This is a genomic window from Cryobacterium algoricola, assembly GCF_004402485.1.
In the GTDB taxonomy this organism is placed as follows: domain Bacteria; phylum Actinomycetota; class Actinomycetes; order Actinomycetales; family Microbacteriaceae; genus Cryobacterium; species Cryobacterium algoricola.
On record NZ_SOFG01000011.1, the window covers coordinates 537,871 to 560,204 of the forward strand.

The 22,334-nt window shown below is 69.2% G+C and carries 26 protein-coding genes; 10 read left to right on the forward strand and 16 right to left on the reverse strand.

Features of this window, described 5'->3' with window-relative positions:
- Nucleotides 1-50: 50 nt before the first annotated feature.
- Together menD and E3O44_RS09275 are read right to left on the reverse strand one after the other, a co-directional pair.
- A complete protein-coding gene (gene menD, locus E3O44_RS09270) occupies nt 51-2,096 on the reverse strand; it encodes a 2-succinyl-5-enolpyruvyl-6-hydroxy-3-cyclohexene-1-carboxylic-acid synthase (protein WP_134534455.1) in 2,046 nt (681 codons plus the stop codon).
- Complete coding sequence (locus tag E3O44_RS09275) at nt 2,089-2,574, reverse strand: PLDc N-terminal domain-containing protein (RefSeq protein ID WP_134534456.1); 486 nt, start codon at nt 2,572-2,574, stop codon at nt 2,089-2,091. Before E3O44_RS09275 ends, menD begins: the two co-directional genes overlap by 8 nt.
- Nucleotides 2,575-2,664: 90 nt before the next feature.
- On the opposite strand from E3O44_RS09275, the gene E3O44_RS09280 reads away from it, so the two are divergent.
- Nucleotides 2,665-3,099 (forward strand): DUF4229 domain-containing protein, encoded by a 435-nt coding sequence (locus tag E3O44_RS09280; protein ID WP_134534457.1) that lies wholly within the window; start codon nt 2,665-2,667, stop codon nt 3,097-3,099.
- Here E3O44_RS09280 and E3O44_RS09285 read toward each other — a convergent pair.
- The 3 genes from E3O44_RS09285 to E3O44_RS09295 form a co-directional block, all read right to left on the reverse strand.
- Nucleotides 3,073-4,122, reverse strand: coding sequence for a 1,4-dihydroxy-2-naphthoate polyprenyltransferase (locus E3O44_RS09285; protein WP_134534458.1), 1,050 nt, complete (start codon nt 4,120-4,122; stop codon nt 3,073-3,075). The two genes, E3O44_RS09280 and E3O44_RS09285, sit on opposite strands and share 27 nt — an antisense overlap.
- Before the next feature lie 85 nt (nt 4,123-4,207).
- Nucleotides 4,208-5,623, reverse strand: a complete 1,416-nt coding sequence (locus E3O44_RS09290; protein ID WP_134534872.1) for an AMP-binding protein — start codon at nt 5,621-5,623, stop codon at nt 4,208-4,210.
- A gap of 16 nt (nt 5,624-5,639) precedes the next feature.
- Nucleotides 5,640-6,551, reverse strand: a complete 912-nt coding sequence (locus E3O44_RS09295; RefSeq protein ID WP_134534459.1) for a 1,4-dihydroxy-2-naphthoyl-CoA synthase — start codon at nt 6,549-6,551, stop codon at nt 5,640-5,642.
- 392 nt (nt 6,552-6,943) lie between these two features.
- Here E3O44_RS09295 and E3O44_RS09300 point away from each other — a divergent pair, with 392 nt between their 5' ends.
- The 4 genes from E3O44_RS09300 (at nt 6,944) to E3O44_RS09315 (ending at nt 9,921) form a co-directional block, all read left to right on the forward strand.
- Nucleotides 6,944-7,969, forward strand: a complete 1,026-nt coding sequence (locus E3O44_RS09300; RefSeq protein WP_134534873.1) for a sigma-70 family RNA polymerase sigma factor — start codon at nt 6,944-6,946, stop codon at nt 7,967-7,969.
- Nucleotides 7,970-8,132: 163 nt separating this feature from the next.
- Nucleotides 8,133-8,465: a DUF7882 family protein gene (locus E3O44_RS09305; protein WP_134534460.1), complete on the forward strand. Its 333-nt coding sequence runs from the start codon at nt 8,133-8,135 to the stop codon at nt 8,463-8,465.
- Nucleotides 8,462-8,725: a hypothetical protein gene (locus E3O44_RS09310; RefSeq protein ID WP_134534461.1), complete on the forward strand. Its 264-nt coding sequence runs from the start codon at nt 8,462-8,464 to the stop codon at nt 8,723-8,725. The genes E3O44_RS09305 and E3O44_RS09310 overlap by 4 nt, the downstream gene beginning before the upstream one ends.
- Before the next feature lie 176 nt (nt 8,726-8,901).
- Entirely contained in the window at nt 8,902-9,921 is a 1,020-nt protein-coding gene (locus E3O44_RS09315; protein ID WP_134534462.1) for an o-succinylbenzoate synthase, read from the forward strand.
- A 38-nt stretch (nt 9,922-9,959) separates the two neighbouring features.
- On the opposite strand, the gene ccsB is transcribed toward E3O44_RS09315, so the two are convergent.
- The 5 genes from ccsB to E3O44_RS09340 are packed head-to-tail and all read right to left on the reverse strand — an operon-like array spanning nt 9,960 to nt 14,731.
- Nucleotides 9,960-10,964: a c-type cytochrome biogenesis protein CcsB gene (gene ccsB, locus E3O44_RS09320; RefSeq protein ID WP_134534874.1), complete on the reverse strand. Its 1,005-nt coding sequence runs from the start codon at nt 10,962-10,964 to the stop codon at nt 9,960-9,962.
- Nucleotides 10,965-11,015: 51 nt separating this feature from the next.
- Nucleotides 11,016-12,707 (reverse strand): cytochrome c biogenesis protein ResB, encoded by a 1,692-nt coding sequence (gene resB, locus E3O44_RS09325; protein WP_134534463.1) that lies wholly within the window; start codon nt 12,705-12,707, stop codon nt 11,016-11,018.
- A complete protein-coding gene (locus E3O44_RS09330) occupies nt 12,691-13,452 on the reverse strand; it encodes a cytochrome c biogenesis CcdA family protein (protein ID WP_134534464.1) in 762 nt (253 codons plus the stop codon). Before E3O44_RS09330 ends, resB begins: the two co-directional genes overlap by 17 nt.
- On the reverse strand, nt 13,449-14,090 hold the full coding sequence (locus E3O44_RS09335; RefSeq protein WP_241976197.1) for a TlpA family protein disulfide reductase: 642 nt from the start codon (nt 14,088-14,090) through the stop codon (nt 13,449-13,451). Before E3O44_RS09335 ends, E3O44_RS09330 begins: the two co-directional genes overlap by 4 nt.
- Nucleotides 14,087-14,731 (reverse strand): histidine phosphatase family protein, encoded by a 645-nt coding sequence (locus E3O44_RS09340; protein WP_134534465.1) that lies wholly within the window; start codon nt 14,729-14,731, stop codon nt 14,087-14,089. The genes E3O44_RS09335 and E3O44_RS09340 overlap by 4 nt, the downstream gene beginning before the upstream one ends.
- A 64-nt stretch (nt 14,732-14,795) precedes the next feature.
- Here E3O44_RS09340 and aspS point away from each other — a divergent pair, with 64 nt between their 5' ends.
- Nucleotides 14,796-16,124, forward strand: a complete 1,329-nt coding sequence (gene aspS, locus E3O44_RS09345; RefSeq protein ID WP_166792594.1) for an aspartate--tRNA(Asn) ligase — start codon at nt 14,796-14,798, stop codon at nt 16,122-16,124.
- A gap of 103 nt (nt 16,125-16,227) precedes the next feature.
- Here aspS and E3O44_RS09350 read toward each other — a convergent pair whose 3' ends face one another.
- Nucleotides 16,228-16,524, reverse strand: a complete 297-nt coding sequence (locus E3O44_RS09350; protein ID WP_134534466.1) for a Dabb family protein — start codon at nt 16,522-16,524, stop codon at nt 16,228-16,230.
- Nucleotides 16,521-16,790: a glutaredoxin family protein gene (locus tag E3O44_RS09355; RefSeq protein ID WP_134534467.1), complete on the reverse strand. Its 270-nt coding sequence runs from the start codon at nt 16,788-16,790 to the stop codon at nt 16,521-16,523. Before E3O44_RS09355 ends, E3O44_RS09350 begins: the two co-directional genes overlap by 4 nt.
- Nucleotides 16,791-16,843: 53 nt before the next feature.
- On the opposite strand from E3O44_RS09355, the gene E3O44_RS09360 reads away from it, so the two are divergent.
- Complete coding sequence (locus tag E3O44_RS09360) at nt 16,844-17,581, forward strand: HAD family hydrolase (RefSeq protein ID WP_134534468.1); 738 nt, start codon at nt 16,844-16,846, stop codon at nt 17,579-17,581.
- A gap of 46 nt (nt 17,582-17,627) precedes the next feature.
- Here E3O44_RS09360 and E3O44_RS09365 read toward each other — a convergent pair whose 3' ends face one another.
- The 3 genes from E3O44_RS09365 to proC all read right to left on the reverse strand — a co-directional run bounded on the left by E3O44_RS09365 (nt 17,628) and on the right by proC (nt 19,220).
- Nucleotides 17,628-17,726, reverse strand: coding sequence for a 30S ribosomal protein bS22 (locus E3O44_RS09365; RefSeq protein ID WP_003792170.1), 99 nt, complete (start codon nt 17,724-17,726; stop codon nt 17,628-17,630).
- Nucleotides 17,727-17,846: 120 nt separating this feature from the next.
- A complete protein-coding gene (locus E3O44_RS09370) occupies nt 17,847-18,296 on the reverse strand; it encodes an ArsR/SmtB family transcription factor (protein WP_134534469.1) in 450 nt (149 codons plus the stop codon).
- 54 nt (nt 18,297-18,350) lie between these two features.
- Nucleotides 18,351-19,220 carry a pyrroline-5-carboxylate reductase gene (gene proC / locus E3O44_RS09375; protein ID WP_134534470.1) on the reverse strand — a complete coding sequence of 290 codons (870 nt, stop codon included), beginning with the start codon at nt 19,218-19,220 and terminating at the stop codon, nt 18,351-18,353.
- 58 nt (nt 19,221-19,278) lie between these two features.
- Here proC and E3O44_RS09380 point away from each other — a divergent pair, with 58 nt between their 5' ends.
- Both E3O44_RS09380 and E3O44_RS09385 read left to right on the forward strand, forming a co-directional pair.
- Nucleotides 19,279-20,241, forward strand: a complete 963-nt coding sequence (locus tag E3O44_RS09380; protein WP_134534471.1) for a cation diffusion facilitator family transporter — start codon at nt 19,279-19,281, stop codon at nt 20,239-20,241.
- Nucleotides 20,238-20,984 (forward strand): glutamine amidotransferase, encoded by a 747-nt coding sequence (locus E3O44_RS09385; RefSeq protein WP_134534472.1) that lies wholly within the window; start codon nt 20,238-20,240, stop codon nt 20,982-20,984. The genes E3O44_RS09380 and E3O44_RS09385 overlap by 4 nt, the downstream gene beginning before the upstream one ends.
- Here E3O44_RS09385 and tadA read toward each other — a convergent pair.
- The gene (gene tadA / locus E3O44_RS09390) at nt 20,953-21,432 is read right to left on the reverse strand and encodes a tRNA adenosine(34) deaminase TadA (protein WP_206751272.1); all 480 of its coding nucleotides are present in this window, start codon (nt 21,430-21,432) and stop codon (nt 20,953-20,955) included. The two genes, E3O44_RS09385 and tadA, sit on opposite strands and share 32 nt — an antisense overlap.
- Nucleotides 21,433-21,465: 33 nt before the next feature.
- Between tadA and upp the strand changes: the two genes are divergently transcribed.
- Nucleotides 21,466-22,098 carry a uracil phosphoribosyltransferase gene (gene upp, locus E3O44_RS09395; protein WP_134534473.1) on the forward strand — a complete coding sequence of 211 codons (633 nt, stop codon included), beginning with the start codon at nt 21,466-21,468 and terminating at the stop codon, nt 22,096-22,098.
- The last annotated feature ends 236 nt before the right edge of the window (nt 22,099-22,334 follow it).

A 22,334-nucleotide genomic window follows, 5' to 3' on the forward strand; every position in this document is an offset into this window, starting at 1 on the left:
AGGAAACAGACACTCTCCAGCCGGACCCGCGCGGGGTCCCACCGAAAAACCTAGCGCGTGAGCGGCACCTCGAGCAGACTCGGGCCGAGCGGCGGTGCGGTGAGCGCCCGCTCGAGCTCGCTCCGGGTCGCTGCCCGGCCGTACTCCCAGCCGTACGCCGCGGCGAGCGCGGAAAGGTCGACACTCTGCGGCGTGTAGAGCACCCTGCTGATCTGGTCTGCGGGGGCGGATGCCGCGACCTCGAGCCCGTCGAAAATGGTTCCGCCGCCGTCGTTGCCGACGATGACCTGCAGCCGCGCCCGGGCCTCACCCGGGACCAGGAGCATCGACCCCGCGTCGTGCAGCAGGGCGAGGTCGCCGAGGAGCAGCCGGGTCGTGCCGGTCGAGCGCGGCTCGCTGCCGTCCAGGAACGCCTGGCTCGCGAGCGCGATGCCCGTCGCGGTCGCGATCGTGCCGTCGATGCCCGCAAGGCCGCGGTTCGCGTGCACGGCGATCTTCTTGCCCGGCACGCGCCGGTCCGCCTCGCGGACCAGCCGGGACGCGCCGAGCACGAGCCGGTCGTGCGGCCACGAAGCCCGCCAGACGGCGTCGACGAGCATGCTCCGGGTGACGGGCGCGCGGAGTGCGGCGAATTCGGCGCGGGTCATCCCGTGGGCGCCGAAGGGGACATCCGCTTCGTCGGTCGCGGCGTCGAGAACCCGCCGGCTCGTCATCACCCAGCTGCCGAGCCAGGCCCGGCCGTCGCGGGTCTCCGCCGCAGCCGTTGCGGATGCGCCGACGCGCGCCGCGCGGGCGAACGTGCGCACCCGGTGCCCCGGGTTGTACCACTCGGCGCCGGTCGGGGCGACGACGATCGTCTCGACGTCCTCACGCTGGATGAGGGCCGGGATCTCCCGGCTCAGCGACGGATGCCCGAACACGATCACGCGTTCGACCCGCCCGCCGAAGTCCTCGGCCTGCAGCAGCTCGCGGTAGGCGGCCACGAGGTTCGGCCCGAAGCGGGCGTTGCTCGACACCTCGGCGAGCAGCGGCCAGCCACCGGCCCGCGCGAACTCCTCTGCGGCGCTCCCCGCGCCGGTGCCGGCGACCACAACAGTGCGCGGTCCCGCGTCGACAACGAGAACGGCCGCGTCGCCCACCACCGCAGTGCCCGACGCAACGGAGCTCGAACCCGCAACGTTCGCGGCGGCTGGGGTGGCAGCGCCCAGAGCAGTGTCGCCCGCAGCGGCAGCACCCGCAGCAGCGTCGTTGCCCGACGCCGCGAATGTCGGCGCGTCGTCGGACTGGCCGCCGTCGACCGACGGCTCACCGGCTGTCGCGAGCGGGGCGGCGGAGCGCTCGAGGGTCACGGGGGCGGAGAGGGGCTCCCGGAAGGCGAGGTTGAGCTGCACGGGACCGGGGTCGAGCGAGCGGACGCCGGTCGCGGCATCCATCGCCCGGGTGGCGAGTTCGACGGCCCGGACGGCGTCGGCAGCGCGAACGGCACCGGCAGAACCGGCGTCGTCAGCGGCAGCACCGGGGGCGGGCACGTCGAGGCAGAGCCGGGTCGCGACGCCGAAGAGTCCGGTCTGCACGGTGGTCTGGTTCGAGCGGATGCCGCGGAGCTCGACGGGACGATCGGCCGTCAGCACGATGACGGGCACCCCGGAGTGATGGGCCTCGAGCACCGCGGGGTGCAGGTTGGCGACGGCGGTTCCGGAGGTGCAGATCACGAGGGCGGGAACGTCGGTCTCGACTGCGAGGCCGAGCGCGAGGAAGCCGGCGCCGCGTTCGTCGATGCGCACGTGCAGGCGGACCAGTCCGAGGCGTTCGAGTTCCGCGGCGACCAGCGCGAGCGCCTGCGAGCGGGACCCGGGGCTCACGACGATGTCACGGATGCCGAGGCTCACGAACGCGCGGAGGAGGGCGACGCTGAAATCGGTCGCCGGACTGCCGGAAGGCCCGGGATCGCTGAAGGACGCGGAGGTATCCGCTGGCGCCGAGGCACCCGAGGGTACAGTGCCGTCCGGCGGCGCCGAGGCACCCGAGGACACGGGGCCACCCGGCAGCACGGTGCCGCCCACGGCCGCGGTGTCGGTCAGGATCGGGTCAGGCATCCCGGCGGCCAGGCAGTTCGCCCTCGCCAGGGTCGGTCGTCTTCTTCGGCTCCGCTGCGGCAGGACCCTTCGCCGGACCGGCGGCCTGCCCCGTGCCGGGACCGGAGCTCTGGCCCTTGCCCGGTCGATCGGGCTTGTCGCTCGGGTCAGGCTTGTCGAGGTCGGCGAGCTCCTGCTCCAGCTGGCTGATGCGCTCCTCCTGGAGACGGTCACGGCCGAGGCTCTTCAGGAAGTCGGGATCGTCATCGGGGGCGAGCTGCCGCGTTGCGCCGCGACCGGGCGCCGAACGCTGGTTGCTGCCGCGGCCGATGAACAGCCAGAGCAGAGCGCCGACGACGGGGACCAGGACGATCACAAAAACCCAGACCCAGCGCGGCAAACCGCGGATCCGGCTGCGGTCGAAGGTGACACACTCGACGAGCGCATAGACGGTCACGAGAATGACCGCAATTCCTACGACAAGCCACACCTTTACCATCCGCTCATTCTACGTATGTCACCCGAGAGATCGGTGAGTACGCAGAGGTCGGTAAATCTGACGATCGGAACCACAATCTATGCTGAAAGCATGAAAGCTGTCCCGTCCTGGCTGAGCTACTCGGTCTACCGCATCCTCATGTTCGCAGTCCCGCTCGCGGTGCTGCTGATGCTTTCGATCGTCTGGTGGATCTCCGCCATCGTCGCGGCACTGATCGGCCTCTGCCTGTCGTATATCTTCCTGCGGAAGCCCCGGGAGCAGGTCGCCCGCGACCTCTACACGGCCCGGCACCCGACCGCTGAGGTCGTGCACCCGGACGCGGAGTCGGAAGACGCCGCCATCGACCGCGCAGCCGACGCCGCGGAGGCAGCAGAGATCGCAGAGTCTGCCGAGGCAGCGGATGCCGCCGGCCAGGCGACGACGCCGGCCGCGGCATCCGCTGCGCCCGTCACGACCGCTGCGTCAGCAACGTCCGTACCGGCAGCAACGTCACCGGCCTCAGAACGCGAAGGCAGCGCCCAGTAGCAGGCCGTACAGGAGCGCGCTGAAGCTCGTGAGCTTGAGCGCCAGGATGAGCTCGGCGGCGGTCTTCGCCGTGACGGTGATCAGGCACGCCGGAAGGGCGAGCAGGAGCACGAAGAGCACGAACCAGGCCAGCGGGTAGAACAGGGCGAAGAAGGCCGCGATCAGGAACGGCACGAGCAGCAGCACGCAGAAAACGATGCGGCCGGGCAGGTTGCCGATCAGCACCGCGAGGGTGCGCTTGCCGGAGGCCTTGTCCGGGACGATGTCTCGGAGGTTGTTGACCATGAGCACGGCGCAGGCGATCAGGCCGATCGCGACCCCGCCGAGCCAGCTCTCGAGGTTCACCGTTCCGACCTGCACGAAGGTCGTGCCCGCGGTTGCGACGAGTCCGAAGAACACGAACACGAAGAGCTCGCCGAGGCCGAAGTAGCCGTACGGGCGCTTGCCGCCGGTGTAGAACCAGGCGGCGACGATCGCGGCCGCGCCGACGAGTAGCAGCCACCACTGGCCGCTCAGGATCACGAGCACGAGTCCGGCGAGCGCCGCGAGCGCGAAGAACGCGAGCGCGACCGTGAGCACGGACCGGGGCCTGGCCGCTCCGCCGCCGGTGAGCCTGGCGGGGCCGACGCGATAGGCGTCGGTGCCGCGGATACCGTCGGAGTAGTCGTTCGCGTAGTTCACGCCGATCTGCAGGCAGAGTGCCACGATGAGCGCGAGCAGGGCGCGCACCGGGTGGAAGACGCCGGGCTCGCTCGCGACGATGGCCGCGCCGGTGCCGAGGGCGACCGGTGCGATCGCGAGGGGAAGGGTGCGAAGGCGCGCGCCGGAGATCCAGTCGCCGGCCGTCGCCGATCCCGTCGCCGATCCGGAACGGCCGTGCGCCTGTGGGGCGTTCCGCTTCGCGGGGTTGCCCGATCGACCGGTCCCGGCGGGCTTGCCCGCGGGCTTCCCCGTCTGCTTTCCGGTCGGCTGTCCACCGGACGCCGCCGCCCCGAGGGTCTCCGAAGGATTCAATCGCTGCATTTTGGGCCTGACCGGCCGCGCTCCCTGTGCCACGTTTTCATGTTACCGGGCGCTTGATCAGAGGATGCCGCGAGTGCGCCAGGGTTCAGCTGCCGGTCTCGGCGAGGCGCTGCAGGGCGCGCCGGTCCGGCTTGCCGGAGGCAAGCACGGGGATCTCGGCGACGAGGAGCAGTTGGGCGGGCCGGGCCGCCTTGCCGAGCACGGATGCGACGGCTTCCTTCACGACCGCGAGCCTGGCCGCAGACGCCTCCGGGGAGACGGACGGAGCTGCGGCCCGCGACGCGGGCGAGTCCTCGACCCCAGACCGGGTCGGCGCCTCGGCGTGCAACCCCGGGACAGCGACGACCGGGACCTGGCCCCACCGGGCATCCGTCGCCCCGATCACAACCGCATCGGCGAAACCGGGCAGCGCGCGCACCACGCGTTCGACGGCGTCGAGGGAGACCTTCTCGCCGCCGGAGATGATCACGTTGTCCGCGCGGCCGAGCACGCGCACGAGGCCGGTCACGGCGTCGACCTCGCCGAGGTCGCCGGTGCGGTACCAGCGCACGCCGTCCTCCTCGGTGAAGCGGTCGTGGGTGCGCAGCGGGTCGTCGAGGTACCCGTCGGCGAGCACGGAGCCGGAGATCTCGAGTTCGCCGGCGACGACCCGCACGACCGTGTCGCCGATCGGGCGACCGTTGTAGCAGCATCCGCCGGCCGTTTCCGAGGAGCCGTAGGTGCGCACGACCGTGATGCCGTGGGCGGCGGAACGTGCAATGAGTTCGGGAGGCACGGCCTGGCCGCCGACGAGGATCGCCGTGAAGCGGCGCAGGAGCGCGAGGGGTCCCGCGGCCTCGTCCGCGGCGCCGACGGCACCACCGTCGTGCGGCGCCGCGTCAGCAGCGGCGGCGTCGACCGCGTCGAGCAGGCGCGCGAGCTGCACGGGAACAAGGGAGGTGTAGCGCAGCGGCGCGGTCAGCCGGGTCGCCGCGGCCAAGAACTCGGCCGGGTCGAAGTGTCCCGGCGCGAGTACGACCGGCGTCGTCCCCGCCTCGAGCGAGCGGATGAGCACCTGGACGCCCGCGACATAGTGGGCGGGCAGGGCGAGTAGCCACTGGCCCGGTCCTCCGAGCGCCGCACTCGACGCCGCGGCGCTCGCGCGAAGGGCGGGCGCGCCGAGCAGAACCCGCTTGGGCACGCCGGTCGAGCCGCTCGTCTCGATGACGACGACCGTGCCGTCCGGAACGGTCCCGGGCACTGGCGAGGTCACGGGCAGCGAAGCAGAAACGGGGACGCGCGCTCCCGTTGCGCCGTTTCGCGCCAGGCGTGCCTGGTGCGTACCGGCGAAACTGGCGCGGGAAGCATCGGATTCGGCGCTGCTGGCGCGCGAGGCGTCGGTTTCGGGCAGGGTCGGCGTGAGCACGGGCACGGGCAGCAGGGCGTCGCCGCGCCCGGAGAGGGCCTCGCGGAGCAGGTCGAGCAGGTCGAGCGGCCGATCGACGGGGACGACCCGGAGCATCCGTGTCACAGCGGGACTAGAACTGCCAGTCGTACGGACCCCAGTCGGGATCGCGTTTCTGCAGGAAGGCGTCGCGCCCCTCGACGGCCTCGTCGGTGCCGTAGGCGAGGCGCGTCGCCTCTCCCGCGAAGACCTGCTGGCCGACCAGACCGTCGTCGACGGCATTGAAGGCGAACTTGAGCATGCGGATGGCGGTGGGCGACTTGGTCAGGATCGTGCGGGCCCAGTCGATGGCTTCGTTCTCGAGATCCGCGTGCGGGACGACCGCGTTGATCGCGCCCATCTCGAGGGCGCGCTGGGCGGAGTACTCACGGGCGAGGAAGAAGACCTCGCGCGCGGCCTTCTGCCCCACCTGACGGGCAAAGTATGCGCTGCCGTAACCGGCGTCGAAGGAACCGACATTGGCATCCGTCTGCTTGAACTTGGCGTGCTCGGCGCTCGCGATACTGAGGTCGCAGACCACGTGCAGGGAGTGGCCGCCACCCGCGGCCCAGCCGGGGATGACGGCGATGACGACCTTGGGCATGAAGCGGATCAGTCGCTGGATCTCGAGGATGTGCAGTCGACCGCCACGGGCCTTGTCGATGCCGGTTGCGGTGTCGCCCTCCGCGTACTTGTAGCCGTCACGGCCACGGATGCGCTGGTCGCCTCCCGAGCAGAACGCCCAGCCGCCGTCCCGCGGGCTCGGGCCGTTCCCGGTGAGAAGCACGACTCCGATGCGCGGGTTCATCCTGGCGTCTTCGAGGGTGGCCTGCAGCTCGTCGACGGTGTGCGGCCGGAAGGCGTTGCGCACCTCCGGCCGGTTGAAAGCGACGCGCGCAATCTGCCCGGTGAGGTCGTGGTGGTACGTCACGTCGGTCAGGGCCTCGAAGCCCGGTACGAGTTGCCACTGGCTCGGGTCGAAGATTTCAGACACCTGTTCGATCATGCAGCAAGCCTACGCGGCGCACCCTGCGCGGGCGTTCCGGGGCGGATGCGCGGGCGCAGCTACGGCGCGAGCCCTGATGGCCGCGCTCTCACATACCGGAACCCGGAAAATCACGCGACACGCCGGTAAAAATGAGAAATACCCCTTTTGTGGAGGCAAAGTCAACCCCCTTGAGCGCCCCATTTTCACCATGTGTACTTGTGATCTGAGTGAGACCCGGAGGTAGTCATGAAAGACCTAGACACACCGTCAAGAGCCCTGAACGACCTGCCACTCCACAACGACGTGGCAACCCGAACCCGCAGCACCACCGACATCCGCACGGCCCCAGCAGATGAGACCAGAAAACGCCCGAATGCCCTCGGAACGGCGGTGCACTCATGACCGTGACCATGCACACGTCCGCACCGACCCACGAACACTTCGACTCCCCCGACTCCTACCGCGCCCCACTTCCCTCGATCAACCCGGCCGGCTCATCCGCGCGTTCGGCCGGCAGCACCGCAGCCTCCCGCTATAGCCGGGCGTCCACGGACGCCTTCGGCGACTACCTGCGTCGCATCGGCAAGGGCCCGCTCCTGAGCGCAGAGGACGAAGTCAACCTCGCCAGGCGCATCGAGGTCGGCCTGTTCGCCGCCGAGAAGCTCGCGCACGGGATCGACGACCCGGAGCTCTCCCGGGAACTGGCCTGGCTCGCCCACGACGGCGGCCGGGCGAAGAACCACTTCATCGAAGCCAACCTTCGCCTCGTCGTCAGCATCGCGAAGCACTACTCCGGCCGCGGCGTGCCGATCATGGACCTCGTCCAGGACGGCAACATCGGCCTCGTGCGAGCGGTCGAGAAGTACGACTTCATGACCGGCTACAAGTTCTCCACCTACGCGACCTGGTGGATCCGCCAGGCGATCCACCGCGGCATGGCAGACAAGTCCCGGATGATCCGCATCCCCGTGCACACCGCGGAGAAGCTCAACAAGATCAAGCGCATCCGCCGCGACCTCACGAGCACCCTCGACAGGGACCCCTCGCTCAAGGAGCTCTCCGAGGCCGCACAGATCCCCATCCGCGACGTCTCGCGGCTGCTGCAGTACGACAACGAGCCGATCTCCCTGCACTCCCCGGTCGGCGACGGCGTCGGGGACATCTCGGAACTCATCATCGACGACGACCTGCCCCAGCCCGACGAGTACGCGACGGTCACGCTGCGTGCCGCGGACATCTGCTTCTACCTCGACGCCCTGCCGCCGCGGGAGCGGTCGATCCTGAAGGCCCGGTTCGGGCTCGACGGCGACGAGCCGCGCACCCTCGACCAGATCGCCGTCATCCAGGGCGTCACCCGGGAGCGGGTCCGCCAAATAGAGAAGCGCGCGCTGGCCCTCCTGCACGTGCCCAGGCTCGAGCGGTACTTGCGCGACTAGACCCGCGCACAGATGCGCGCGTGCCGACTGTGCGGGAGCACCCGGACAGTCGGCACGCACGTGACCGAACCCACTCCACGGCTCTCCAGTACCCCCCGAATTGAGCGTTGGCAGCGACTCGATTATTAGTGATAATTCTGTATGACGCGCCAACGAGGGAATCATGGGAAAGCTCACCTATAACTCGACGGTGACGGCCGACTTTGATGATCGCATCCTGGCGCACATCCAGGTTGTCATCGGAGCGAAGCTGCGCCGGGGAGAGTGCTTCTACTTCACGTGGAGGGACGACCCGTCCGGAGGCGACGGCCGAAGCACGATCTGGCTGCATCCGGCCATCCCGCTCGCCTTCAAATACTTCGGCGGACGCTCGCCGAGCCTCAACCGCGACTGGGTCGAGGCTCTCATGCTCACCGCCAACTCCTCGGGCGGCCTGCAGCTCGTCCCGGAGCCGCACCGGCCGACATCCGTGCTCGCGACCAAGGAGGAACCATGATTCGCATCGACATCGTCTATGGCGGCCAGCAGTACTCCCTCGGCGGGCGGTCGGCCGAGTCTGTCCGCAACGAGGTCAGCGCGGCCGTCACGTCCGGGCAGCCGTACTGGCTGTCCGTCAACAGCGGCGGCGGCCGCTTCGAGGATGCCTACCTCCTGATCGCGCCCGGCATCGCGTTCGCGGTCCTCGATGTCAAACCCACCAACGGGGACGACCTCGACCTCGAGGTCGACGGCGCCTTCAACCACGACTCCCTCTAACCGCGCGTACCCGGCGCACCGCCCGCCTCGGCGATCCGGCCGCGCACCACGTGCGCCGCTTCGCGCCTGGTATGCCTGGCGCGGACCGGCGGATCTGGCGCGCGACGCACTGCGCGGCTCCACGCCCGCGTCGCGACCGGTCGGCCGCACCCGCGCCCGGCTGGCAGACTGGAACCATGCTTCCCCCACTCGCAGAGTTGCTCGGAACGGCCCGCATTGTCGCGTTGCCGCTCATCACCCGATTCCGCGGAATCGATACCCGAGAGGCACTCCTCCTCCGCGGTCCGGAGGGGTGGACGGAGTTCGCGCCGTTCGCCGAGTACGACGACGCAGAGTCCGTCGCCTGGCTGCGCGCCGCGATCGACTTCGGCTGGACTCCCACCCCCGCGCTCCTGCGCGAAAGCATCCCGGTCAACGCGACCGTCCCTGCGATCGACGCCGAGCTCGTCGCGGATGTCCTCGCCCGCTTTCCCGGGTGCCGCACGGCCAAGGTGAAGGTCGCCGCCCCCGGGCAGACCCTCGCGGACGACGTCGCCCGCGTGCGCGCCGTGCGCCGGGTCCTGGGCCCGGAGGGCCGCATCCGTGTGGACGCGAACGGTCTCTGGAACCTCGACGAGGCCGAACATGCCCTGAACGCCCTCGGCGAGTTCGACCTCGAGTACGTCGAGCAGCCGTGCGCGAGCATCGAAGAACTCGCGGAGATCCGCCGCCGTTCCGCCGACTACCTCGGCATCCCCGTCGCCGCCGACGAGAGCGTGCGTCGCGCGGAGGACCCGCTGCTCGTCGCGACGACCGGCTCCGCCGACATCCTCGTGATCAAGGCGGCGCCGCTCGGCGGAATCCACGTCGCACTCGACCTCGTCGCGCAGGCCGGCCTGCCCGTCGTGGTCTCGAGCGCCCTCGACACCTCGGTCGGCATCGCGATGGGCGCCTACCTCGCCGCCGCGATCCCCGGCCTCGAGTTCGATTGCGGCCTCGGCACGGCCTCGCTGCTCGCGGCCGACGTCACCCACGACCCGCTGTTGCCCGTCGACGGCCGCATCCCGGTGCGCCGCGTCGTACCGGACGCCGACCTGCTCGACCGCTACGCGGCATCCGCCGAACGGCGCGACTGGTGGCTCGCCCGCCTCACCCGCTGCCACGCCCTGCTCGCCGCGGAGCCCGCAGAGACCCCCGAAACCCCGCTCGCCGACTGACGGGCCGGTCGGGCGAGACGAGGCGGGCGGATGCCGGGCTAGAGGCCGGAGTAGGCGTGCAGTCCCTTGAAGAAGACGTTGACGACGCCGAAGTTGAACATCACGGCGCTGAACCCGACGATCGCGAGCCACGCCGAGCGTGAGCCGCGCCAGCCGCGGGTGGCCCGCGCGTGGATGTACCCGGCGTAGATGGTCCAGATGATGAAGGTCCAGACCTCCTTGGTGTCCCAGCCCCAGTAACGGCCCCAGGCCTTCTCCGCCCAGATCGAGCCGGCCATCAGGGTGAACGTCCAGAGGATGAAGCCGATGATGTGCACCCGGTACGCCAGGTTCTCGAGTGTCGCGGCCGAGGGCAGCGTCGCGAGGAAGCGCAGCCGCACGCGGCCGGCGGTCGCGACGAGCGCCTCCCGCCGGAACTGCAGCAGTTGCACCACGGAGAGGGCGAAGCCGAGCGCGAAGAACCCGGTGCCGAGCGAGGCGACGAAGACGTGGATCACGAGCCACGCCGACTGGAGCGCCGGCGGCAGCGGGGCGACCTCGACGTAGAAGCGCAGCGCCGCGATGCCGAGCAGAACGAGCACCATGCCGGTCACGAAGGTGCCGAGGAAGCGCAGGTCCGCGCGGGTGAGCACGATCAGGAACACCGTGACGATGAGCAGCGTGCCCGTCATCGCGAACTCGTACATGTTGGCCCACGGCACCCGGCCGGCCGCGAAGCCGCGCAGCACGTCCGCCATCAGGTGGATCGCCCAGGCCAGCACGGTCAGCGAGACGCCGATCCGCAGGCTCTTCGAGCGGCCGTACGGCGTGGCCGCGTCGTTCGCGATCCGGGCGCTGATGCGGTTGACGATCGTGCCCGCGGGCTTCCCCGAATCGAGGTTTCCGGTCGAGCCCGCCGTCTGCATCCCGTTGACCGCGCCGACACCGACCGGAACGGCGCTGAGCGCCGCGAGGCCCGCGGCCTCGTCGGCGGTCTTCACGGCCGCTGAGCGCTTGGCGAGGTCGAACGCGAAGGAAATGAAGGCGAGCGCGTAGACGGCCATCGCCGAGTACAGGCTCAGGATCGAGAGCTCGTTGAGATTCACGTGGTCAGCCTAATTCTGTTCGGTCGCCGGGACGGCTGATGTGGAGGATACCAGCAGTCGCCCATGACGGTCTGCGATGTCGGTCACGGCGGCTTCGAGAGCGGGGTCCTCGCCGCGGGCGAGCCCCGCGTACTCGAGGGTCAGTGTGCCGTCGTCGTGCTCGATCGCCTTGACCCAGACCCGGCGCCGCGGCACGAAGAGGCTCGTGAGGAGCCCGAGCAGCGCGAGGACCGCGAAGGACAGCACCCAGACCTGGGTCGGGTCGTGGTGGATGTCGAAGGACGCGAAGCGCAGCACCGACCCGGAGAAGTCGTTCGCGGCGGCGCCGGGGTGCGCGTCGTTGAACGTGACCGAGCCGAGTCCGTTCGGCAGCTGCTGGGTCTCCCCCGGCTTGAGCTCGAGCGACTTCACGCCGGTCTTGCCGCCGGTGAGCCGGGTCATCTTGTCGGTGTTGAGCGAGTAGACGGATGTCGGCACCCCGGCATTCAGCCCGAGGTCGCCCGAGTAGATGTTCAGGGTGAGCATCGGATACTCGAGGTCCGGGTACGAGGAGTAGAAGGCGCCCGTCGAACTCGCCGCCTGGGTCGGGTAGAAGAAGCCGATCATGCCGAGCTGTTCGCTGAGGCCGTCCGGAACCTTGATCACGCCGAGCGAGGTGAGGTTCGCATCCTGCGGCAGGAACGGAACCGCGTCGGTGAAGACGACGACCCCGTTGGGGTCCTTGACGGTGATCGAGGGCGCGTAGCCGTTGCCGAGCAGGTAGACGTCGGTGCCGCCGGTGCGCATCGGGGCGTTCACCTTGACGACGCCGGTCTGGAGGGCCTCGCCGCGGCGGGTGACGCTCACGGCGGCGGAGTAGTCGATCGCCTGGCCGTACGCCTTGAGGTTCTGGGTTTCGTAGGTGACGCTGAAGTCGTCGAGGGTGAGCTTGTACGGCTCGAGGCTCGAGTCGGTGAAGAACCGGCCGGGGCTGAACGAGTCGTAGGCGAGCAGGGTGTTCACGAAGGTCTGGCCCTCGACGAGCACCCGCTGGCCGCTGAAGCCGAAGCCGCTGCCGAAGCCGACCGTGATCAGGATGCCGACGAGCGCGAAGTGGAACACCAGGTTGCCGGTCTCGCGCAGGTAGCCGCGCTCGGCGGAGGCCGAGAATTCCCGGGAACCGCCGCGCGGGGCGCTGTCGAACAGGGCGACGCGGTAGCCGCTCTTCTTCAGGAGCGAGCGCGCGGAGTCGACCGCGGCCGCGGCATCCGTGCCCGCAGGAGCGGTGCGCTCGGTGAAGCCGGCCAGCCGGACGAGCCGGGCGGGGGTGCGCGGCGGCTGGGCCCTGAGCGCCTGGAAGTGGTGCTTCGTGCGCGGGATCACGCAGCCGATGAGCGAGATGAAGAGGAGGAGGTAGATCGCGGAGAACCACGCCGAGGAGTAGACGTCGAAGGCCTGGATCTTGTCGAGCACGGGAGCGAGGTCGGGGTTGTCCGCGAAGTACTGGGTGACGCCGTTCGGGTCCGAGCTGCGCTGGGGAACGAGCGAGCCGGGCACGGCGGCGATCGCGAGCAGGAGCAGCAGGAACAGGGCGGTGCGCATGTTGGTGAGCTGGCGCCAGAACCAGCGCAGCCAGCCGATCAGGCCGAGCCTGGGCTGGGTGACATCGTCGGACGCCGGGGCCGGCGCGGGGGAATCGTAGTGGTCAGATGGCCGGGACATAACTGCCGATCACTCCTTGCAGGTCGAGGAGCCAGGCATTCCAGACGCCGGTCACCATGAGGACGCCGATGACGACGAGGAGCACGCCCCCGAACAGATTGATCGCGCGGACGTGCCGCTTCAGGAACGACACCGCCCCGGTCGCCCAGTTGAGGCCGAGCGCGATGAGCAGGAACGGGATGCCGAGGCCGAGGGCGTAGAACAACGCGAGGATGCCGCCCTGCCACGGGGAGCCCGTGGTGAGGCTGAGCGAGTTGATCGCGGTGAGGGTCGGACCGGTGCACGGTGTCCAGCCGACCGCGAAGACCGCGCCGAGCACGGGGGCGCCGGCCAGCCCGGCGCGCGGGCGCCAGGTCGTCTTCACCGTGCGCTGCAGGGCGGCGAACTGGCCGACGAAGACCAGCCCGAGCAGGATCACGACAACGCCGGCGATCCGGGTGACGAGGTCGCGGTACTGGTTGAGCCAGAAACCGGCCGCGCCGAAGACGACCCCGGTCAGCACGAAGACGAGGGTGAAGCCAAGCACGAAGAGGCCGACGCCGGCCAGGAGCCGGTTCCGGCCGCGCCGGTCGCCACGCCCGGCCGTCGACCGACCGTCGGTGAACCCGCCGATGTAGGCCAGATAGCCGGGCACGAGCGGCAGGATGCACGGGGACGCGAACGAGACGAGCCCGGCGAGTACCGCGATGGGAATCGCAAACAGGAGCTGGCCGCTGAAGACGATTTCGCCGAAGGGATTGTTCACGCCGCGGGGACCTCGGCGATGGCGTCGCGCACAATGGTCTCGAGGATCGACGGCGTCGACAGGGCACCGAGGATGCGCGCGGCGACCCGGCCGCTCTTGTCGAGCACGAGCGTGGTCGGCACCGCGTTCGGCGGGATACTGCCGCTGAAGGCGAGCTGCATGGCCCCGCCGTCGACGTCCATGATCGAGGGATAGGTGATGCCGTAGCTCTGGTTGAACGCGATCGCGTTCGCGGCCTGGTCGCGCACGTTCACGCCGAGCCACTCGGCTCCCCTGCCGGAGAACTCGGCGTTGAGCTTCTGCAGGGCCGGGGCCTCGACCCGGCAGGGTGCGCAGCTCGCGTACCAGAAGTTGACCACGAGCACTTTTCCGGCGTAGTCGGTGTTCGACACGGCGGCGCCGGTCTCGTCGACACCGCTCCACGCCACGGCGGCTCCGCGATCGGCGGCTGCGATCTCCGTGACGCTGCCGTCTCCGGCGATGAAGCCCTTGTTGCTGCCGGCGCGGTACTGGTCGGCGAGGGGGTCGGTCGAACAACCGGTGAGCACCAGGGCGAGCGCGAGCAGACCGACCAGGCGCGTCAGCCCGGCGGCGCGGCGCCGCCGCGGGCGCGTTTCGATTCCCGGACCGGCCTTCACACCGCTCCTACGTCCGTGGCACCGGCCTGCAGGTCGGCTGCCGGGTTCGCGTAGCTGATCTCCACGAGCCCCTCACCCCGCCAGGACAGTGTGGTGATGCTGGACAGGGCGCAGCGGCGGCCGCGCGGGTCATGGACGAGCCGTTCGCCGGCGAGGGCGCGGTGCACCATCCAGATCGGCAGCTGGTGGCTGACGAGCACGACGTCGCCGTCGGTCACGGAGTTGTAGGCCTCGTCGATGGCGGCGAGCATCCGTGCGGAGATCGCCCGGTACGGTTCGCCCCAGCTCGGTCGCAGCGGGTTGAGCATGGCCGGCCAGTTGCGGGGGTCGCGGAGGGCGCTGTGCTCGCCGGACATCCGTTTGCCCTCGAACCTGTTGGTCGGTTCGATGATGCGCTCGTCGATTTCGACGGGCAGGCCGAAGGCCGCAGCGATCGGAGCCGCGGACTCGCGCGTGCGCTGGAGAGGGGAGGCGATGACGCGGCGCACCGGCCGGCCGCGCTCCACGAGGTCGACGGCGGCGGTCGCGGCCATAGCCGAGCCGAGGTCGGAGAGCCGGAATTCGGGCAGCCTGCCGTACAGAACGCGCTCGGGATTGAACACTTCACCGTGACGGACGAGATGGATCTGGCTGGCTACCACCCGCTCATTCTACGGAGGAGGTGCCCATGAATTAGCCGAGAGCCGGTGCAGCTAAACTTATGCGGTGACTTCGCGCGTATTGATCAAGAACCTGGCCGCCCTCTCCAACGGAACCGTGACGGTCTCGGGGTGGGTCGATACGGTGCGCGACCAGAAGAAGGTGCAGTTCGTCGTGCTGCGCGACGAGTCGGGTGCGGTGCAGCTCGTGAACCCCCGTACGACGGATGCCGACGGTGCCGTCGTCGCCGACGAGCCGGCCACCACGATCTCCGCGCTCGCCCAGGGCAGCTTCATCACCGTGACCGGTGAACTCAAGCACGACGAGCGGGTCAAGCTCGGCGGCATCGAGATCAAGCTCGCGAGCCTCACCGTCGTCACCGCCGCCATCCCCGAGACGCCGATCGCCGCAGACTCGAGCCTCGACAAGCGCCTCGACTGGCGCTTCCTCGACCTGCGCCAGCCGAAGCAGAACCTCATCTTCCGCATCCAGACCACCTTCGAGCACGCGCTGCGCACCTACTGGATCGAGCACGACTTCATCGAGCTGCACACCCCGAAGCTGATGGCGAGCGCGAGCGAGTCCCGCGCAGAGCTCTTCGAGGTCGACTACTTCGACACCAAGGCCTACCTCGCGCAGAGCCCGCAGTTCTTCAAGCAGATGGCGCAGTCAGCCGGCTTCGGCAAGGTCTTCGAGGTCGGACCGGCGTTCCGCGCCGACCCCTCCTTCACGAGCCGCCACGCGACCGAGTTCACGAGCGTCGACGCCGAGATCAGCTGGATCGACAGCCACGAAGACGTCATGCAGCTGCACGAGGAGCTCCTCGTCGCCGGCTTCACAGCCGTCAAGGCCAAGCACGGCGAGGAAGTTCTGGCCCTGTTCGGAGTCGAGGTTACCGTTCCGACGCAGCCGTTCCCGCGCATCCCCCTCGCCGAGGCCAAGGAAATCGTCAAGAGCCGCGGCTATGAGGTGCCGCGCGACGACGACGACATGGACCCGGAGGGCGAGCGCCAGATCGCCGCGTATGTGCTCGAGACCTACGGGCACGAGTTCGTGTTCCTCACCGACTACGCCGCGAGCATCCGCCCGTTCTACCACATGCGACCGGAGAACGACCAGACCATCACCAACAGCTACGACCTGATCTTCAACGGCACCGAGATCTCGACCGGCGCGCAGCGCGAGCACCGCATCGACGTGCTCACCGCCCAGGCGATCGAGAAGGGCCTCGACCCGGAAGAGCTCGGCGGGTACCTGGACTTCTTCCGCTACGGCGTTCCCGCCCACGGCGGCTTCGGCATGGGCCTCGCCAGGGTGCTGATGCTGATGCTGCACCAGGCCAGCATCCGCGAGGTCACCTACCTGTTCCGCGGCCCGACCCGCCTCGAGCCGTAGGCCAGTCCCACTCGATAGCTCGATAGACGGAGGAGATCCGGCGCCCTAAGGCTCACCCAGCCTCAGCAGCCCGGATCTCCTCCGTTTTGTGGTTCCGGAAGGCTCAGAACTGCACGTCGACGGTGGACTTCTCGGCGACGACGGAGCGGATGAACGCGCCGACGGCCTCGTGGGCCGGGTGCACCTGGTAGCGCGCGAGCGCGTCGAGGTCTTCGTAGTCCGCGATCAGCACGACGTCCCAGTTGGGGTTCCCGACGACATCCGTGCCGACCTGCAGGGTGCGAATCTCGGGGACGACGCCGACGAGGGACTCGAGGCGCTCGACGATGGCGGCCGCATCGGCCGCACGGGCGGCGGGCTCGGTCGCGGCGAGCCGCCACGACACCACGTGCCGGATCATTTCACGGCCAGAAGCGCCGTGCGGAGCCGGTCGGGATCGATCCGCCAGTAGTTGTGCACCGTGCCGTTGATCATCAGCACGGGAATGTCCTCCAGATACAGGTCGCTGAGGGCCGCGTCGTCCAGGATCGAACGCTCCTCGATCGCCATCTCGGGCGCTCCCGGCGTTCCGTCCAGGGTGCGGACGACGCCCGTCACGACCTCACGTGCATCGTCGCAGAGGTGACAACCGGGCTTGCCGATCAGGGTGAGGAGTGCAGTGGCCATGCTCCCACCCTAAGCCGGGCACGGCATGGTGACCCAACTAGACTCCAAGGGAGATGTTCCAAGCCACTCCCCCGCGCGCCATCGCGTTCTTCGATGTCGACAACACCCTGATGCGAGGGGCCAGCCTCTATCATCTGGGCGTCGCCGCGTGGCGATGCGGCCTGATCACCCGGCGCGACATCACCTCGTTCGGCTGGAAGCAGGCCCGGTTCCTCGCGGTCGGCGAGAACCGCGACCACCTCTCCACCGTGCTGCTGCGCGCCCTCGAAGTGGCCGTCGGGTTCGAGCAGGCCGAGCTCATCCGCTTGAGCGAGGAGATCTTCGACACGAAGCTCACCCGTCGGCTCTGGCCGGAGACGGTCGCGGTGGCCAGACGGCACCTCGAGACCGGCCACGAGGTCTGGCTGCTCACCGCGAGCGTGCAGGAGGTCGCCGACGTCATCGCCGCGCGCCTGGGCTTCACGGGCGCGGTCGGCACCGTGCTCGAGGCGGACGACGGCATCTTCACAGGTCGGCTGACCGCCGGCGTCTGTCACGGCGCGCTCAAGTCCGACGCGGCCCGTGCACGCGCGGAGGCGAGCGGGGTCGACCTCGCCGACTGCTGGGCATACTCGGACTCGCACAACGACATTCCGCTGCTCGAGCTGGTCGGCCACCCGGTCGTGGTGAACCCGGATGCCGCGCTCGCGCGATACGCGGCGGCGCGCGACTGGCCCGTGATGCGGATGAAGCGTGCGAGCATCCGCAGGGCGGCGCGCGCGAACCGGGTCCGCACAAGCAAAAAGCGCTAGGCCCGAAAGGACCTAACGCTCACGCTTGGGGACGGGCTAAGCCGTCCTACTTCTTGTTGCGACGCTGATGGCGGGTCTTACGAAGCAGCTTGCGGTGCTTCTTCTTCGCCATACGCTTGCGTCGCTTCTTAATTACAGAACCCACACGGACCTCACAAGATTTGATTTCGCCGCGAGATTCGCGACAGACACGAAAGTGCCAGTCTAGCGGATAAGCGCGACGCTCGACGCTCGACCGGCGGTTGCCGGTCGAGTACTGCTGGTTCTACTGTTCGTTCTTCCGCCATTTGCGCGGTTTAACGTCTTTGACCGCATGCGCGACCTGGAATGAGGTGTCGGCGAAGACCTTGCCGATCGCGGTCGCGAACGCCCGCTGTTCTTCCTTGAGGCCCTCGGCCTCTTCGGCTTCCTCCTCCGTTGCGGCGTCGAAATCAACGCTCAGGAATGGAATCAGCCAGTCTTCGATCTCCTCCAGGGGGGCATAGTCGAGATGGTAATAACGGTGCTGCCCTGCTTCACGTACGCCGACGAGTCCAGCCTCACGCAACACCTTGAGGTGCTTGGAGACGGTCGGCTGACTGAGGCCGAGTTGCACGACGATGTCAGACACGCTGAGCTCGCCGCCGACCGCCCCGGACTGGTTGTATCGCTCGAGGAGAATGCGTAATATTTCGCGTCGAGTCGAGTCCGCCACCACGCCGAAGATGTCTGCCATACCTTTAGGCTAGTCATTCCCGCGAAGGGATACTACGACGGCCAACATACGGGGTCAGTCGGTGGGGGCGGCGAGTTCGCGAGCGCGGGCGAGTGCGGCATCCGTCGCCCGGTCGAAGAGGTCCTTGAGGCCGCCCTTCTCGAGTTCCCAGACCGCGCGCTCGGTGGTGCCGTGAGGGCTCGTGACCTGGCGGCGGAGTTCACCGGGCGACAGCGGGCTTGCCTCGAGGAGGGTGCTCGCGCCGAGGAAGGTCCCGTTGACGAGCACGGCGGCCTCCTCAGGGGTGAAGCCCTTGTCGATGGCCGTGCGGGTGAACTCCTCGATCAGGTAGAACACGTAGGCCGGGCCGGAGCCGCTGATCGTGCTCAGGGCGTCGAGCTTGTCCTCCGGGACGACGAGCACCGAGCCCACGGTGCCGAACAGGGCCTGGGCCAGATCGAGGTCGGCCGGAGTGGAGCGGGTGCCTGCGCTCAGGCCGGTCACGGCTTTGCCGACGAGGGCGGGGGTGTTGGGCATCGACCGGATCACGGCGACGGATGCCGGCAGCAGCGCCTCGAAGGTGGCGATCGTGACGCCGGCCGCGACGCTCACCACCAGGGTGCCCGGTGCGAGGGACGGCGCGATCTCGCGGAGCAGGTCGGGCACCATGGCCGGCTTCACCGCGATGACGACGATGCGGGCCCCGGCAACCGCGGTGCGGTTGGCGTCCGGATCGATCGCGGTGGCCCACGCGGTGACGCCGGGCAGGTCGCGCAGCTCTGCGGCCTTCTCCGCGGTGCGGTTGGTGGCCCGGATGCCGCCCTCGACCGTGACGGCGGGGGTCAGCAGCCCGGTCAGGACGGCACGCGCCATCGATCCGGCTCCGAGGAACGCGATGGTGGGCAGGACGGTGGGGGTCGCCGCAGTGGCGGCAGTCTCGGTCATGCGGCCAGTCTACTTTTCGGGGCGTTTCGGAGTCTCGGGGGCCTTCTACAATTGCTCCATGAGCGCATCGTCGGGGAACAAGGCCATCATCGCGGCACTCGGGGCGAACCTGGGCATCGCCGCGACAAAACTGATCGCCTGGGGGCTCTCGGGTTCGTCCTCGATGCTCGCTGAGGGCGTGCACTCCCTCGCCGATTCGGGCAACCAGTTGCTGCTGCTCCTCGGGGGCCGCAAGTCGCGGAAGGACGCCGACACCGAGCATCCGTTCGGCTACGGCCGCGAGCGTTACGTCTACGCCTTCGTGGTCTCGATCATCCTGTTCTCCATCGGTGGCGTCTTCTCCCTCTATGAAGGGGTGCAGAAGCTGCAGGACCCGCATCACCTCGACGTGCCGTGGCTGCCGATCCTCGTGCTGCTCGTCGCGATGGCCCTCGAATCGTTCTCGCTCCGCACCGCGATCAAGGAATCGAACCACACCAGGGGCGGGGAGACCTGGGTGCAGTTCATTCGACACGCGAAGGCTCCGGAGCTGCCCGTCGTGCTGCTCGAGGACGTCGCGGCACTCAGTGGGCTCGTGCTCGCGTTCCTCGGCGTCGGCCTGACCATCGTGACCGGCGACCCGATCTGGGACGCGATCGGGACTATCTGCATCGGTGTCCTCCTCGTGCTCGTCGCGATCGTGCTCGGCGTCGAGACGAAGAGCCTCCTCGTCGGCGAGGGCGCCCGGCCGGCCGACACCGCGACGATCCAGCGCGCGATCCTGGACGGCCCGGAGACGCAGCGCATCATCCACATGAAGACGCTCTACCTCGGACCGGACGAACTGCTCGTGGCCGCGAAGCTCGCCTTCGACGCCGAGTTGCCCTTCTCCGACGTCGCGGCGTCCATCGACGTGATCGAGGAACGCGTGCGGGCGGCGATGCCGAGCGCCCGCGCGATCTACCTCGAGCCCGACGTGTTCCACGACCCGAGCCAGCCCGGCCCGCTAACGGACACCATCATCATCCGGGGCCGGGAATGAGCGCAGTCCACGCCGCACCGGCCACGGATGCCGCGCCGGTCGCGGTGAAGACGGCGCTCGTGCTGCGCCACGACGCCACCATCCACCTCGGCAACCTCGAACCCGTGCTCCGCGAGCACGGCTACACCGTGGACTACGTCGAGATCCTCAGCGACGACCTCGGCACGATCGACCCGACCGCCGCCGACCTCGTCGTCGTGCTCGGCGGGGAGATGGGCGCGTACGAGACCGAGGCCTTCCCCGCCCTCGCCGACGAGATCTCGATCCTGCGGAACCGGCTCGCGGCCGAACGACCGGTGTTCGGCGTGTGCCTCGGCGCCCAGCTGATGGCCAACGCGCTCGGCGCCAAGGTCTACCCCGGGCCGACGAACGAGATCGGCTTCCGAACGGTTGAACCGACGGGTCTCGGCGCCACCGGGCCGCTCCGCCATGTGGCCGGCGTCCCGGTGCTGCAGTGGCACAGCGACACCTTCGACCTTCCGGAGGGCGTGACGCGCCTGGCCGGTTCGCCGCAGTACGGTAACGAGGCGTTCGGCATCGGCGACTGGGCGCTCGCGGTGCAGTTCCACCCCGAGGTGACACCGGCCATGCACGAGGTCTGGCTGCGCGCATCCGCCGCGGAACTCACCGAGGCAGGCCTCGACCCGGAAACCCTGCGCGCCGAGCGCGACCTCTACGCCGGTTCGATGCAGGATGCCTCCCGCGCCTTGTTCAGCGAATGGCTCGACGGGCTGAATCGCTGAAGAATTCCCGGAGCAGGGCGCCGCACTCCTCGGCGTCGACCTCCCCGTAGACCTCGGCGCGATGGTTGAGCCTGCGGTCGCGCAGCACGTCGTAGACGGAACCCGCTGCGCCCGCCTTCTCGTCCCAGGCGCCGAAGACGACGACCGGGATCCGTGCGGCGAGGATCGCACCGGCGCACATCACGCAGGGCTCGAGCGTGACGACCAGAGTGCAGCCGGTCAGGTGCCAGTCGCCGAGGGCGGCAGCCGCTGCCCGGATGGCGACGATCTCGGCGTGACCGGTCGGATCCTGCCGTGCCTCCCTGTCGTTCCGGCCGCGGCCGATGACGACGCCGTCGGGATCGAGCACGACCGCGCCGACCGGGACATCGCCCGTCTTGAGGGCCGCGCGGGCCTCCCGGAGGGCAAGCCGCATCCATTCGCGGTGCTCGCGATCCTGCTCGCCCATCCGGATACCTCCCCCAGCTAGTAGATTGAGCCTATGCGAGTCCATGTAGCCGACCATCCGCTCATCACCCATAAACTGACGGTTCTGCGGGACAAACGCACCTCCTCACCGCTCTTCCGGTCCCTCGTGGAGGAGCTGATGACGCTCCTCGCCTACGAGGGAACCCGCGGGGTACGGGTCGAAGACATTACCGTCGAGACCCCGGTCGGGCTGGCCCACGGGGTGCAGATCAGCGACCCGAAGCCGCTCGTCGTGCCGATCCTGCGCGCCGGTCTCGGCATGCTCGAGGGCATGGTCAAGTTACTGCCGACCGCAGAGGTCGGATTCCTCGGCATGGCCCGCAACGAGGAGACCCTCCAGCCGACCACGTACGCGGAGCGCCTGCCCGACGATCTCTCCGACCGCCAGTGCTTCGTGCTCGACCCGATGCTCGCCACCGGCGGCTCGTTGATCGCGGCCATCCAGTTCCTCTTCGACCGCGGCGCCGTCGACGTCACGGCCATCTGCATCCTGGCGGCGCCCGAGGGCCTCGCCGCCGTCGAGGCGGCGTTCCCCGGTCGTGAGGTCTCGATCATCCTCGGCGCCGTCGACGAACGCCTCAACGAGCTCGGTTACATCGTTCCCGGACTCGGCGACGCCGGCGACCGTCTCTACGGACTCGTCTAGAACACACTCCGCCCGTTCCGCCGGTTGACACCACGCCGGCGGAACGCGCAGGTCCTGCGACCATCGAGCGTTGCAGCGCAGCAGGTTCACGAATCTTTGATGAAGTGCCTTTTCATCGAGGAACATGTGACGAAGTGCCCATCGGGCACGGATCCTCCCGCTCGACCCGACCGGGCCGAACGTGATGCAGCAGGCTTCCCGGCTTCCTGCGTCACAAAGTTGACACACGCCGTAAC

Excerpts from the sequence above, each read along its gene's own strand:
- menD (WP_134534455.1), bottom strand. The coding sequence starts at position 2,096 with ATGCCTGACCCGATCCTGACCGACACCGCGGCCGTGGGCGGCACCGTG.
- E3O44_RS09275 (WP_134534456.1), bottom strand. The coding sequence starts at position 2,574 with ATGGTAAAGGTGTGGCTTGTCGTAGGAATTGCGGTCATTCTCGTGACC.
- E3O44_RS09280 (WP_134534457.1), top strand. The coding sequence starts at position 2,665 with ATGAAAGCTGTCCCGTCCTGGCTGAGCTACTCGGTCTACCGCATCCTC.
- E3O44_RS09285 (WP_134534458.1), bottom strand. The coding sequence starts at position 4,122 with ATGCAGCGATTGAATCCTTCGGAGACCCTCGGGGCGGCGGCGTCCGGT.
- E3O44_RS09290 (WP_134534872.1), bottom strand. The coding sequence starts at position 5,623 with ATGCTCCGGGTCGTCCCCGTCGATCGGCCGCTCGACCTGCTCGACCTG.
- E3O44_RS09295 (WP_134534459.1), bottom strand. The coding sequence starts at position 6,551 with ATGATCGAACAGGTGTCTGAAATCTTCGACCCGAGCCAGTGGCAACTC.
- E3O44_RS09300 (WP_134534873.1), top strand. The coding sequence starts at position 6,944 with ATGCACACGTCCGCACCGACCCACGAACACTTCGACTCCCCCGACTCC.
- E3O44_RS09305 (WP_134534460.1), top strand. The coding sequence starts at position 8,133 with ATGGGAAAGCTCACCTATAACTCGACGGTGACGGCCGACTTTGATGAT.
- E3O44_RS09310 (WP_134534461.1), top strand. The coding sequence starts at position 8,462 with ATGATTCGCATCGACATCGTCTATGGCGGCCAGCAGTACTCCCTCGGC.
- E3O44_RS09315 (WP_134534462.1), top strand. The coding sequence starts at position 8,902 with ATGCTTCCCCCACTCGCAGAGTTGCTCGGAACGGCCCGCATTGTCGCG.
- ccsB (WP_134534874.1), bottom strand. The coding sequence starts at position 10,964 with ATGGCCGTCTACGCGCTCGCCTTCATTTCCTTCGCGTTCGACCTCGCC.
- resB (WP_134534463.1), bottom strand. The coding sequence starts at position 12,707 with ATGTCCCGGCCATCTGACCACTACGATTCCCCCGCGCCGGCCCCGGCG.
- E3O44_RS09350 (WP_134534466.1), bottom strand. The coding sequence starts at position 16,524 with ATGATCCGGCACGTGGTGTCGTGGCGGCTCGCCGCGACCGAGCCCGCC.
- E3O44_RS09355 (WP_134534467.1), bottom strand. The coding sequence starts at position 16,790 with ATGGCCACTGCACTCCTCACCCTGATCGGCAAGCCCGGTTGTCACCTC.
- E3O44_RS09360 (WP_134534468.1), top strand. The coding sequence starts at position 16,844 with ATGTTCCAAGCCACTCCCCCGCGCGCCATCGCGTTCTTCGATGTCGAC.
- E3O44_RS09370 (WP_134534469.1), bottom strand. The coding sequence starts at position 18,296 with ATGGCAGACATCTTCGGCGTGGTGGCGGACTCGACTCGACGCGAAATA.
- proC (WP_134534470.1), bottom strand. The coding sequence starts at position 19,220 with ATGACCGAGACTGCCGCCACTGCGGCGACCCCCACCGTCCTGCCCACC.
- E3O44_RS09380 (WP_134534471.1), top strand. The coding sequence starts at position 19,279 with ATGAGCGCATCGTCGGGGAACAAGGCCATCATCGCGGCACTCGGGGCG.
- E3O44_RS09385 (WP_134534472.1), top strand. The coding sequence starts at position 20,238 with ATGAGCGCAGTCCACGCCGCACCGGCCACGGATGCCGCGCCGGTCGCG.
- tadA (WP_206751272.1), bottom strand. The coding sequence starts at position 21,432 with ATGGGCGAGCAGGATCGCGAGCACCGCGAATGGATGCGGCTTGCCCTC.
- upp (WP_134534473.1), top strand. The coding sequence starts at position 21,466 with ATGCGAGTCCATGTAGCCGACCATCCGCTCATCACCCATAAACTGACG.